Annotated in this window: 12 protein-coding genes; 7 read left to right on the forward strand and 5 right to left on the reverse strand. The window is 69.4% G+C overall.

Features of this window, described 5'->3' with window-relative positions:
- The 6 genes from rlmB to CJZ86_RS03025 all read left to right on the forward strand — a co-directional run.
- The coding region (gene rlmB / locus CJZ86_RS03000; RefSeq protein ID WP_233133808.1) for a 23S rRNA (guanosine(2251)-2'-O)-methyltransferase RlmB at nucleotides 1-1,363 on the forward strand (1,363 nt) is incomplete at its 5' end.
- Between the two features lie 63 nt (nucleotides 1,364-1,426).
- Nucleotides 1,427-1,678: a DUF1816 domain-containing protein gene (locus CJZ86_RS03005; protein ID WP_094584478.1), complete on the forward strand. Its 252-nt coding sequence runs from the start codon at nucleotides 1,427-1,429 to the stop codon at nucleotides 1,676-1,678.
- Nucleotides 1,679-1,722: 44 nt separating this feature from the next.
- A complete protein-coding gene (gene gatA, locus CJZ86_RS03010) occupies nucleotides 1,723-3,195 on the forward strand; it encodes an Asp-tRNA(Asn)/Glu-tRNA(Gln) amidotransferase subunit GatA (RefSeq protein WP_094584479.1) in 1,473 nt (490 codons plus the stop codon).
- Nucleotides 3,196-3,277: 82 nt separating this feature from the next.
- Nucleotides 3,278-3,676: a YybH family protein gene (locus CJZ86_RS03015; protein WP_094584480.1), complete on the forward strand. Its 399-nt coding sequence runs from the start codon at nucleotides 3,278-3,280 to the stop codon at nucleotides 3,674-3,676.
- 6 nt (nucleotides 3,677-3,682) lie between these two features.
- Complete coding sequence (locus tag CJZ86_RS03020; RefSeq protein ID WP_143594023.1) at nucleotides 3,683-4,129, forward strand: hypothetical protein; 447 nt, start codon at nucleotides 3,683-3,685, stop codon at nucleotides 4,127-4,129.
- Between the two features lie 95 nt (nucleotides 4,130-4,224).
- Entirely contained in the window at nucleotides 4,225-7,755 is a 3,531-nt protein-coding gene (locus CJZ86_RS03025; protein ID WP_094584709.1) for a DNA polymerase III subunit alpha, read from the forward strand.
- Here the strand turns inward: CJZ86_RS03025 and CJZ86_RS03030 are convergent.
- The 3 genes from CJZ86_RS03030 to ruvA form a co-directional block, all read right to left on the reverse strand.
- On the reverse strand, nucleotides 7,735-8,160 hold the full coding sequence (locus CJZ86_RS03030) for a PAM68 family protein (RefSeq protein ID WP_094584482.1): 426 nt from the start codon (nucleotides 8,158-8,160) through the stop codon (nucleotides 7,735-7,737). The genes CJZ86_RS03025 and CJZ86_RS03030 overlap by 21 nt on opposite strands.
- A 10-nt stretch (nucleotides 8,161-8,170) precedes the next feature.
- Nucleotides 8,171-8,440, reverse strand: coding sequence for a 30S ribosomal protein S15 (rpsO, locus tag CJZ86_RS03035; RefSeq protein WP_015108092.1), 270 nt, complete (start codon nucleotides 8,438-8,440; stop codon nucleotides 8,171-8,173).
- A 77-nt stretch (nucleotides 8,441-8,517) separates the two neighbouring features.
- The gene (ruvA, locus tag CJZ86_RS03040; protein ID WP_094584483.1) at nucleotides 8,518-9,168 is read right to left on the reverse strand and encodes a Holliday junction branch migration protein RuvA; all 651 of its coding nucleotides are present in this window, start codon (nucleotides 9,166-9,168) and stop codon (nucleotides 8,518-8,520) included.
- A gap of 22 nt (nucleotides 9,169-9,190) precedes the next feature.
- On the opposite strand from ruvA, the gene CJZ86_RS03045 reads away from it, so the two are divergent.
- Nucleotides 9,191-9,664, forward strand: coding sequence for a hypothetical protein (locus CJZ86_RS03045; RefSeq protein ID WP_094584484.1), 474 nt, complete (start codon nucleotides 9,191-9,193; stop codon nucleotides 9,662-9,664).
- Here CJZ86_RS03045 and CJZ86_RS03050 read toward each other — a convergent pair.
- Together CJZ86_RS03050 and CJZ86_RS03055 are read right to left on the reverse strand one after the other, a co-directional pair.
- The gene (locus tag CJZ86_RS03050; RefSeq protein WP_094584485.1) at nucleotides 9,653-11,071 is read right to left on the reverse strand and encodes a cation:proton antiporter domain-containing protein; all 1,419 of its coding nucleotides are present in this window, start codon (nucleotides 11,069-11,071) and stop codon (nucleotides 9,653-9,655) included. The two genes, CJZ86_RS03045 and CJZ86_RS03050, sit on opposite strands and share 12 nt — an antisense overlap.
- A complete protein-coding gene (locus CJZ86_RS03055; RefSeq protein WP_353615205.1) occupies nucleotides 11,068-11,982 on the reverse strand; it encodes a DMT family transporter in 915 nt (304 codons plus the stop codon). Before CJZ86_RS03055 ends, CJZ86_RS03050 begins: the two co-directional genes overlap by 4 nt.
- Between the last annotated feature and the right edge of the window lie 80 nt (nucleotides 11,983-12,062).

The following is a 12,062-nucleotide window of genomic DNA, read 5'->3' on the forward strand; positions in this document are numbered from 1 at the left end:
TCCCATCCCGTCGCGGACGGGGCCGGCCCGCCGCGGCCCGGCCCTGTTCCGGGACGCTGACCGCGCCCCGCGCCCCTTCCAGGGCCGCAGCGGCCCCGAGCGGCCGGAGTCCGACGGCTCCGATGTCGATTTCCGTGGCGCGGCGGAGGCCTTCGCCGCCTCCGCCCCCACCGACCTGATCTGGGGCCGTCACACCACCCAGGCCACCCTGGAGAGCGGCCGGCCGATCCACCGGGTGTGGTGCACGCCCGAGATGCGCTTCAACCCCCGGTTCCTGCAGCTGCTGCGGGAGGCCAAGGCCTCCGGCGTGCTGGTGGAGGAGGTGACCTGGGCGCGCCTGGGCCAGCTCACCGGCGGGGCCGTGCACCAGGGCATCGTGCTCCAGCCCGCCGCCGCCGAGACCCTCGACCTGACCAGCCTGATCGAAGGCTGCCGCAGCATCGGTGAAGCACCCCTGCTGATCGCGGTGGACGGCCTCACCGATCCCCACAACCTCGGCGCCATCGTCCGCAGCGCCGAGGCCCTGGGGGCCCATGGCATGGTCCTGCCCCAGCGACGCAATGCCGGCCTGACCGGCTCGGTGGCGAAGGTGGCGGCCGGCGCCCTCGAGCACCTGCCGGTGGCGCGGGTGGTGAACCTCAACCGCTCCCTCGACACCCTCAAGCAGGAGGGCTACCGGGTGGTGGGTCTGGCCGAGGAGGGCACGGTCAGCCTGGAGGAGGTGGACCTGGAGGGGCCGCTGGTGGTGGTCACCGGTTCGGAGGGGGACGGCCTGTCGCTGCTCACCCGCCGCTCCTGTGACCAGCTGGTGCGCATTCCCCTGCGGGGCGCCACTCCGAGCCTCAATGCCTCCGTGGCCACGGCGCTGCTGCTCTACGAAGTGGCCCGGCGCGGCTGGATGCGGGGCCTGACGGGCACCGCCCCCGCCCCCAGGATCGTGCGGCCCTCGATGCCGGCGCCCCCCGACCCCGAGCCGGAGACCCGGCCCGAAGCTGTGGTGCTGCCGGAGACGGAGGCCATGCCGGACGTGGAGGGTGCCCCGGACGCGGAGGTCATGGCCGAACTGGATGCCCCGTTCCTGGACGAAGCAGCGGCTGAGGAGCTCGACGAGGAGCTCGATGGTGACAACGGCCCTGCCTGGAGCCACCAGGAGGCTGAGGCCGAACCGGTAGCCACCGAGTCGCCCGAACCGGCCGCCGCCGAGCTGGCCGAACCGACCGCCGCCGAACCCGACCCGGAAGACCTCCCGGTGCTGCCGGAAGCGACGGCTGCGCCGCTCGCCGAGCCCCAGGCGAACCCCCTGGAGCCCTTGCCCTACCTGCCATCGGCCCAGCCGGGCTTCGACGGTGACATCCGCCTCTGATGGCACCGGAGGGGGCGGCCCAGCCGCCCCCCAGAATGGCCACCTCGCCTCCCCCTCCCCTTCATGAACCCACTGCTCTGGCCCACGCGCGGCATCGCCAATGGGTTGGGCCTGGCCTGGTGGGCGCGGGTGGAGACCCACTCCCCCGACGCGGTGTACTGGTTCGGGCCCTTCGTGCGTCGGCGGACGCTGGAGCAGGCGCTGCCCGCCTTCCTGGACGACCTTCGGGCGGAGTCACCGGCTTCCCTGGAGCACCAGTGCCTGCGCACCGGTCGCAGCGAGCCGTTCACCGAATTTTCCGATCTGGCCGGCTGATTCTGGCCGACTGATAGCGTCCATCGCAGCTGGCTAGCGGTTGGATGGGCATCGCCGAATGGCGGGAGCAGCTTCAGCGGGGCGAGGTGTCGGCCCGGGAGCTCACGGATCGCCACCTGGCACGCATCGCGGCGGTTGATCCCACCGTGCATGCCTTTCTGGAGGTCACCGCCGAGCGGGCGCGGGCCGATGCCGATCGCATCGATGCGGCACGGGCGGCCGGTGAGGCCCTGCCCCCCCTGGCCGGCATTCCCCTGGCCATCAAGGACAACCTCTGCACCAAGGGGATCCGCACGACCTGCTCCAGCCGCATGCTGGAGAACTTCGTTCCCCCCTACGAATCCACGGTGACCGATCGGCTCTGGCGGGCCGGTGCGGTGCTCCTGGGCAAGACAAACCTCGACGAGTTCGCCATGGGCAGCTCCACCGAGACCTCGGCCTTCGGTGCCAGCCGCAACCCCTGGAATCCGGACCGGGTGCCCGGCGGCAGCTCCGGCGGCAGTGCGGCCGCCGTCGCCGCCGGTGAATGCATCGGCTCGCTGGGCTCCGACACCGGCGGTTCGATCCGCCAGCCCGCCAGCTTCTGCGGGGTGGTGGGCCTCAAGCCCACCTACGGCCGGGTGAGCCGCTGGGGTCTGGTGGCCTTCGCCTCCTCCCTCGACCAGGTGGGCCCGTTCAGCAGCAGCGTGGCCGATGCCGCCGAGCTGCTGCAGGTGATCGCCGGGGAGGACCCGCGCGATGCCACCTGTCTGCGGGCGCCGGTGCCCGACTACGCGGCCGAGCTGGAGACGCCCATCAAGGGCCTGCGGGTGGGGCTGATCCGTGAGTGCTTCGACCAGGAGGGGCTGGACCCTGCTGTGAAGGCCTCGGTGCTGGCGGCCGCCGCCCAGCTGGAGGCCCTGGGCTGTGAGCTGGTGGATGTGAGCTGCCCCCGTTTCAACGACGGCATCGCCACCTACTACGTGATCGCCCCCTCGGAGGCGTCCGCCAACCTGGCCCGCTACGACGGCGTCAAGTACGGCTTCCGGGCCGCTCCCGGCGAGCCCGGCAGCGATGGGCTGGCGGCGATGACCGCCCGCAGCCGGGCCGAGGGCTTCGGCGAGGAGGTGCAGCGGCGCATCCTGATCGGCACCTATGCCCTCTCCGCCGGCTACGTGGATGCTTACTACCGCAAGGCCCAGCAGGTGCGCACCCTCATCCGTCGCGATTTCGACCGCGCCTTCGAGACCGTCGACGTGCTGCTGACCCCCACCTCGCCCACCACCGCCTTCCCCAGCGGCGCCCACGCCGGCGATCCCCTGGCCATGTACCTGGCCGATCTGCTCACCATCCCCGCCAACCTGGCCGGCCTGCCGGCCATCAGCGTGCCCTGCGGCTTCGACGCCCAGGGCCTGCCGATCGGCCTGCAGCTGATCACCGGCGTGCTGGAGGAGCCCAAGCTGCTGCGGGTGGCCCATCAGTACGAGCAGGCGGCCCGGGTGATGGACGCCCGGCCCGCGGCGGCGCTGGTGGCCTGAGCGGGAGGCAGCATCCCCACCCTGCTGGATGGGCCAGGGGACGCGACCGTAAGGTTGCTGTCTTGATCGGGTGTCGCCGGCGATGAACCCGGACGAAGCGGCGATCCGAAACGTGCTGGATCGGTGGGCCGAGGCCACCCGCGAAGGTCGGCAGGACGAGGTTCTTGCCCATCATCAGGACGATCTGGTGATCTTCGATGTCCTGTCGCCGCTGCGGTACACCTCGGCGGCGCAATACCGGGACAGCTGGGAGTCCTGGCAGCCCGACGCCCTGGGCCCCCTGACCTTCGCGTTGCAGGATCTCGCTGTCGAGGCGGGAGCTGATGTGGGTTATGCCTTTGGTCTGCTCCAATGCGGGGGGACACTCCCGGACGGACAGACGTTCAGCGATACCGTCCGCATCACGTTCTGCCTGCGCAAGGGTGATGGGCAATGGAAGGTTGCCCACCAGCACGTCTCCAAACCGATCGAAAGAGGCTGATTGATCGTGCGAGCCGCCATCGAGATCCAGAGGAAGCGCTGCCTGGCCGTCCTGCTGGTCCTGTTCACCGCAGCCTCGCCTGTCCGGGCTGATCAGGACAATGTCCGCTGTCTGCGATCCATCGGGGTGGAGCCTCTTCAGAGACTTCAGTTCGGCCTTCGAGCCAACAGTGATTCCAGCGCCTACGCCCTCTACCAGGGGAGTCCCGGCCCCATCCCCCTGAAACTGTTGAAGGTGACCGAGCTCAGGCGGGTCGAAGGGGGAAGGCCATCGGAGTTCGAGACGCAGTGGATGGAAGTGACGGCCCCGGCTTCCGCAGGGCGCTTTGTCTACACCAACCAAGGCGCTCTGCTCGATGATTTCCATTACATCGACAACGATGGAAGGATCGTCAGATTCGTCGATGATGCCGATGTCCTGGAGGTCGGCCGCTGCAGCTGGGCACCGCCCTAGGCCGTCCATGGCGAGCTGATTCCGCCGGGGCACCAGATCTGGTGTTTCCCCCGGTAATGTGGGCACCTCATGTGGTGGCGCTGCCCGCCGACGCCGTGGCCTTCGTCCCGCTCCACAACCACAGCGACTACAGCCTGCTGGACGGGGCCTCCCAGCTGCCCGCGATGGTGCACCGGGCCGTGGAGCTGGGCATGCCGGCCCTGGCCCTCACCGACCACGGGGTGATGTACGGCGCCATCGAGCTGCTGAAGCTCTGCACCAAGGCGGGCATCAAGCCGATCATCGGCAATGAGATGTACGTCATCAACGGCTCGATCGAGGATCCGCAGCCGAAGAAGGAGCGTCGCTACCACCTGGTGGTGCTGGCCAAGAATGCCGTCGGCTACCGCAACCTGGTCAAGCTCACCAGCATCAGCCACCTGCGCGGCATGCGTGGCCGGGGGATCTTCTCGCGGGCCTGCATCGATAAAGCCCTGCTGCGGCAGTACAGCGAAGGGCTGATGGTGGCCACCGCCTGTCTGGGCGGTGAGATTCCCCAGGCGATCCTGCGCGGTCGCCCGGAGGTGGCCCGGGAGGTGGCGAGCTGGTACCGGGAGGTGTTCGGTGACGACTTCTACCTGGAGATCCAGGACCACGGCGGCCTCGAGGACCGCATCGTCAACGTCGAGATGGCGCGGATCAGCGCCGAGCTGGGCATCCCCCTGATCGCCACCAACGACGCCCATTACCTCACCAGCAACGACGTCGAGGCCCACGACGCCCTGCTGTGCGTGCTCACCGGCAAGCTGATCAGCGACGAGAAGCGCCTGCGCTACACCGGCACCGAATACATCAAGAGCGAGGCGGAGATGGCCCGGCTCTTCGCCGACCACCTCGAGCCGGAGGTGATCGCCGACGCCATCGCCAACACCGCCCGGGTGGCCGAAAAGGTGGAGGACTACGACATCCTGGGGCGCTACCAGATGCCCCGCTTCCCGATCCCCGAGGGCCACACCGCGGTGAGCTACCTCAGCGAGGTGGCCCACCAGGGCCTGCGGGACCGGCTGGGGATCGCTGCCGGTGCCGCCATCGATCCGGCCTACGGGGAGCGGCTGGCGTTCGAGCTGCAGGTGATGGAGCAGATGGGCTTCCCCACCTACTTCCTGGTGGTCTGGGACTACATCCGCTTCGCCCGCGAGAACGGCATCCCGGTGGGGCCGGGCCGGGGCTCGGCCGCCGGCTCGCTGGTGGCCTATTCCCTCGGCATCACCAACATCGATCCGGTGGAGCACGGCCTGCTGTTCGAGCGCTTCCTCAACCCGGAACGCAAGTCGATGCCTGACATCGACACCGACTTCTGCATCGAGCGCCGCGGTGAGGTGATCGAGTACGTGACGCAGCGCTACGGCGAGGACAAGGTCGCCCAGATCATCACCTTCAACCGGATGACCTCCAAGGCGGTGCTCAAGGACGTGGCCCGGGTGCTCGACATCCCCTACGGCGAAGCCGACCGTTTGGCCAAGCTGATTCCCGTGGCCCGGGGCAAGCCCGCCAAGCTCGCCGAGATGATCGGCGCCGAGTCGCCGGTGCCGGAGTTCCGCGAGAAGTACGAAAACGACCCGAAGGTGCGCCACTGGGTCGACCTGGCCCGCCGCATCGAGGGCACCAACAAGACCTTCGGTGTCCACGCCGCCGGCGTGGTGATCGCCGCCGAACCCCTCGACGAACTGGTGCCCCTGCAGCGCAACAACGACGGCCAGGTGATCACCCAGTACTTCATGGAGGACGTCGAAGCGATGGGCCTGCTGAAGATGGACTTCCTGGGCCTCAAGAACCTCACCATGATCGAGAAGACGATCGAGCTGGTGGCCCAGGCCGAGGGGGAACGGCTCGACCCCGATGCCCTGCCGGCCAACGATCCGGGCACCTACGCCCTGCTGGCCCGGGGCGATCTGGAGGGCATCTTCCAGCTCGAATCCAGCGGCATGCGCCAGATCGTCCGCGATCTCAAGCCATCCTCCCTGGAGGACATCTCCTCGATCCTGGCCCTTTATCGGCCGGGCCCCCTCGATGCGGGCCTAATCCCCAAGTTCATCAACCGCAAGCATGGCCGCGAGGCCATCGATGTGGCCCACGCCAAGCTGGAGCCGATCCTGAAGGAGACCTACGGGATCATGGTCTACCAGGAGCAGATCATGCGGATCGCCCAGGATCTGGCGGGCTACTCCCTCGGTGAGGCCGACCTGCTGCGGCGGGCGATGGGCAAGAAGAAGGTGTCGGAGATGCAGAAGCACCGCCACCAGTTCGTCACCGGCGCCAGCGAACGGGGTGTGGAGGCCGCCATCGCCGACGCGCTGTTCGACCAGATGGTGCTGTTCGCCGAGTACTGCTTCAACAAGAGCCACTCCACCGCCTACGGCGCCGTCACCTACCAGACCGCCTACCTCAAGGCCCACCATCCGGTGGCCTACATGGCGGCCCTGCTCACGGTGAATGCCGGCACCACCGACAAGGTGCAGCGCTACATCGCCAACTGCCAGGCGATGGGCATCGAGGTGATGCCGCCGGACGTCAATGCTTCCGGCATCGACTTCACCCCCGTGGGCAAGAAGATCCTCTTCGGCCTCTCCGCCATCCGCAACCTGGGCGATGGCGCCATCCGCCAGTTGATCGAGGCCCGCGCCAGCGGCGGCCCCTTCCTGCACCTCGCCGATCTCTGCGACCGGATCCCGGGCCAGCAGCTCAACCGCCGGGCGCTCGAGTCGCTGATCCACTGCGGCGCCCTCGATGGCCTGGAGCCCAAGGCCAACCGGGCTCAGTTGATGGCGGACCTCGATCTGGTGCTCGACTGGGCCAGCTCCCGGGCCCGCGACCGGGCCAGCGGCCAGGGCAACCTGTTCGATCTGTTCGGCGGCGGGGCTGCCGGGGCTTCGGAGGGCGCCGCTGCCGTGGAGGCCCCCGCCCCGCCGAAGGCCGCTCCGGTGCCCGATTACCCCCCCACCGAGAAGCTGAAGCTGGAGAAGGAGCTGCTGGGCTTCTACATCTCCGACCACCCCCTGCGCCAGCTGGCGTCCCAGGTGCGGCTGCTGACCCCGATCGGCCTGGCCAATCTCGAGGAGATGGCCGACAAGGCCAAGGTGAGCGTGGTGGTGATGGTGAGCGAGATCCGCCAGGTGACCACCCGCAAGGGGGACCGCATGGCCGTGCTGCAGCTGGAGGACCTCACCGGCTCCTGCGAGGCGGTGGTGTTCCCCAAGAGCTACGCCCGCCTGGCCGACCACCTGATGGTGGATGCCCGCCTGCTGCTCTGGGCCGGCGTCGACCGCCGCGACGACCGGGTGCAGCTGCTCGTGGATGACTGCCGCAGCATCGAGGACCTGCAGCTGGTGATGGTGGAACTGGCGCCTGAGCAGGCCGGTGACATCGCCGTCCAGCACCGCCTGCGGGAATGCCTCACCCGCCACCGGCCTGGCCAGGACGAGGCGGGGGTGCGGGTGCCGGTGGTGGCGCTGGTGAAGCACCAGGACGAAACCCGCTTCGTGCGCCTGGGGGGTCAGTTCTGCGTCGCCGACGCGCCTGCGGCCGTGCAGACCCTGGCCTCGGCCGACTTCAGGGCCTGGCTGCGCTCACCCCTGGGGAGTGCCTGATCCTGAACCGGTGCCCGAAGCGCCCTGGCGCATCGCCCGCACCGACGCCCGCACCCGGCCGATGTTGACGCCGATCTGCTCGAAGCCCAGCAGGCTGCCGGGAGCGTCCTCCCAGCTGGCCGAAAGCACGCCGTAGCTGAGGCCCAGCAGGCCGAGCAGGAAGAAGGCCCCGGAGCCCACCAGGGTGAGGCCGGGGGGGATGTCGAGCACCCCGCGGCTCACCAGCAGGTAGCTGGCGACGAACACCCCCATGCCGAGCACCGTGGGGGTGCCGGTGGCGATGGCGATGCGCCGCACCATGCGGTTGGCCACCGCATCCGGGATCACCTGCTGGCGGGGCGCCCTGGCCGGGGTCGGCACGGGGCGGTCCGCCCCGAAGGATTTCGGCTTCGGCCGACGGGCCATGGATCCGTCCTCAGCCGCGGATGCCGAGCTTCTTGATCAGTTCGGCGTAGCGGGTCTCGCTCTGGGCGCGGAGGTAGCCGAGCAGGCGCTTGCGGCGGCCGATCATCTTGAGCAGCCCCTGGCGCGAGGAGAAGTCGTGGATGTTCTTCTGCAGGTGGCCACTGAGTTGCTGGATCCGCTCGCTCAACATCGCGACCTGCACTTCCACCGAGCCGGTGTCGGTGCCGTGGGCCTGATGGGAATTGATCAGTTCCTGTTTCTGGGTGGTGGTGAGCGGCATGGGCGGATCTGAGCCCGAACGGTGCAAACCAACACCTTAACGTGCGGCCCGTTGACCCTCCCCAGGACCGACCCGATTCAGGCCACGGCGCGGGACAGCCAGCGCAGACTTTCCCGGATCCAGTCGTCGGCGCCGGCGGACCCATCGATCCCCGCGGCTACGGCCCGCAGGGCCCGGTGGATTTCCAGGGGCTCGTAGCCGAGGGCCACCAGGGTGATCTGCACCTCCTCGCGGCATGGGGCCGAAGGGACGCCGTCGACCCCATCGCCAGGCTCCCCGTCGTCCTCCAGGGGATCCACCAGGCCGCTGAAGCGCTCCTGCAGGCGGGCTCGCAGCTCCACCGACAGGCGCTCGGCCGTGCGCTTGCCCACCCCCGGAGCCAGGCAGAGGCTGCGCAGGTCGGCGTGGACGATGGCGCGCACGAGATCGGGCACCTCCAGCGCCCCGAGCAGGCCCAGGGCCATCTGGGGGCCCACGCCGCTCACGGCCACCAGTTCGCGGAACAGGTCCCGCTCACGCCGATCGGGGAAGCCGTAGAGGGTCCAGCCGTCGTCGCGGATGCTGTGGTGGATGTGCAGGACCAGTTCGCTGCCCTCCTCCGGCAGGCGGCGCCACTGCCGCAGGGTGAGCTGCACCTCGTAACCCACCCCCTGGCAGATCAGCAGCGCCCCGCAACGGTGAGCCTGCTGCCATGGTTCGGCCAGTCGCCCCTGCAGCCAGCCGATCATGGTGAGACGTGCGTCAGCCCCCATGCTGCCCCTCCTGCCAAGCCCCCCGGCTCGCCTCCCCTCGCTGCCGGCCCCGGTGCCGGCGCTGCTGCTGGCGGGGCTGCTGGCCGTGCTGCTGCTGCTGGGGGGCTGCGGCAGGGTCGGCCAGCCCCCCAGGAGCGTGCTGCTGGACGCCCTTTCCCTGCAGATCCAGCTCACCCAGGGGGCCATCGCCCAGGCCCTCGATCTCCAGGCGGACGGCCTGCCTGAGGTGAGCCGGGTGCGGGTCGATGCCCAGGATGCCGTTGCCATCGGGGCGGACCGCGGCCTGCACCTCACCGGTCGCTTCGACTGGCGGCTGCCGGGGGATGCCATCCGGGTCGACAGCCCCTTCGAGCTCTACCTGCAGCCGGGCTCCAGGGGGGAGAGCTGGCGACTGGCCCGCCCCAGCGGCAGCAGCGACGGCAGCAGCCAGGACTGGATCACCGATCCCCTGCCCCTGCGCTCACGCGGCTGAAGGCTCCCCGTCGGAGAGCCGCAGCCAGCGGGCCACGTGCGGCAGGGTGAGGCCCTGCACCAGCAGGTTGATCACCACGACGCAGAAGACGATGCCGCCGGCGTTCTGCACCAGGGACGGCACCGCGGCCGGGTCGATGCCGCGCACCCTGGGGATGGCGTCGACCATCTCGAAACTCAGGGCCAGGGGAACGGCCCCCCGCAGACCGCACCAGGACACCAGGAGCGAATCCCGCAGAGTGAAGGGGGAGAAGCGCTGCAGCAGCAGCACACTCGCCGGCCTGGCCACCAGCATCATGGCGAGGGCGACAACGATGCCCTCGGGCAGCGCCGGCAGAAGTTCGAGCGGATGGACGCTCAGACCGAAGATCAGGAAGACGGTGATCTCGGTCATGTTGTTGAACGGCAGCAGGGTCTGCTGCAGGGCCTCCGGTGTGATCCGTTCGTTGCTGTAGGTGTGGTTGCGCAGCATCAGGCCCGCCACGTAGGCGCTGATGAAGCCGGATCCACCCATCAGCTCCGCCACGCCGTAGGAGATCAGGCTGATGGCGATGCCCAGGATCAGCAACTGGTTGCTCTCCCGCACCAGCCGGTTGAGGCTGAAGCGCCCCAGATAGCTCACGCAGACCCCGATCAGCAGACCGGAGCCGATCTTCTGCAGGAAGGTCTGCAGCTGCTCCACCACCACGACCTGCTGCCCGCCGCTGGCCCCCTCCAGGGTCGTCAGGCCGATCACCACGCCCAGAAACAGGATGCCGGTGGGATCGTTGACGGAGGATTCGAACTGCACCAGGGCCGCCAGCCGCCGTGGGATCGCCCGCTCCACCAGCTGCAGCACATTCATCGTGGCCCCGGCGTCGGTCGACCCCAGACAGGCGGCGATCAGCATCGCCACGGCCAGCGGCACCTGCCGGAAACCGAGTTCGATGCCGGCCGCATCGGGGGAGGCCACAAACCAGATGATCAGACCCAGCATCAGGCTGGAGATGATTACCCCTCCCACCGCCAGGATGATGCCGTATTCCAGAAAGCCGCGAATCGAGCGGATATCGGTTTCCAGTCCGGCGTTGAACAGCAGGATCGACAGACTCAGAACCTGCAGTCGCAGGATCGTGTCATGGCTGAACAGGGTGACGGAGGGGTTGATCAGCAGGCCGAACAACAGAACGCCGAGAATCGCCGGCACTCCGATCTTGAGCGAAAAGCGACTGATCGCCAGGGTGCCGAGAAAGATGCCGCCGATGGTCAGCATCATCAGCGGCAGGGGGACGATGCCGGGCGCGATCGGCGGCCTGATCAGTGGCGTCTCCGCTCCCTGACTGAAGCCCGCCACCACCGTGGCCAGCCAGCAATGGAGCCCAACGGGGAATGGCGGGGACAGCAGAGGGACCCAATCCGGCGGCGTCATCGTACGGGCGGCTTCTGCGTCGATGGCACCGCCCCGGCGACACCCGGAGGCTTGCCCAGGCAGATCAATGTGGCCACCAGGATCAGGCCCGCCCCAGCCGCCGTGGGCAGATCGATGGCTTCCCCGAAGATCCACCAGCCCCAGAGGGCGGCGAATCCCACCTGCACGTAGCTGATCGCCGTCGCCCGGGCCGCCGGCAGCTGGGTGAGGGCCTGGGTGAGCCCCACCTGGCCCAGCTGGGTGAACACCCCGATCGCCACCAGCCAGAGCAGCTCGGGCGGTGTGGGCAGCACCGGATCCAGCAGCACCGCCGGCAGGCTCAGGGGCACGGCCACGAGCGGAAAGTAGAGGATGATCACGGCCGGATGCTCGCTTTCCGCCAGGCGCCGCACGCTCACGTAGGCCACGGCGGTGAGCAGGGCGCCGGCCACCGCCACCAGCACCCAGAGCGCCGGCAGGGGGGCGCCGGCCGTGGGCCTGGCCACCAGCAGCACCCCCAGCCAGCCCAGCCCCATGGCCGCCAGCACGCGCCGCCCCAGCCGTTCGCCCAGCAGCAGCCAGGCCAGCAGCGCCGTGAAGGTGGGGTAGAGGTACTGGAGCACCGTGGCGGCGGCCAGAGGCAGGTGCACAACGGCGGCATAGACGCAGAACAGGGCGGCACTGCCCACCAGACCCCGCACCACCAGCAGCCCCCGGCGCTGCCCCCAGGGATCCACGCCGATCCGGCGGACCATCGCGTAGCTCAGGGCCAGGCTCACCAGGGCCCGGGCCAGCACCACCTCGGCCAGGGGGAGACGGTCGCCCACCTGCTTGACCCCCACCACCATCAGGCTGAAGGCGAGGGCGCTCAGCACCATCCAGGCCCCGGCCGGGAGGGCACCAGCGCCGCCGACGGGGCTGATTCGGTTCACCCGGCGATCTCCAGCGGTGGTGGCAGGCCCCAGAATGGCGCCAGTCCGACCACCACCGCTGGGGGGCGTGGCGCCCGTTG

Source organism: Synechococcus sp. BO 8801 (genome assembly GCF_002252675.1).
Taxonomy (GTDB): domain Bacteria; phylum Cyanobacteriota; class Cyanobacteriia; order PCC-6307; family Cyanobiaceae; genus Cyanobium.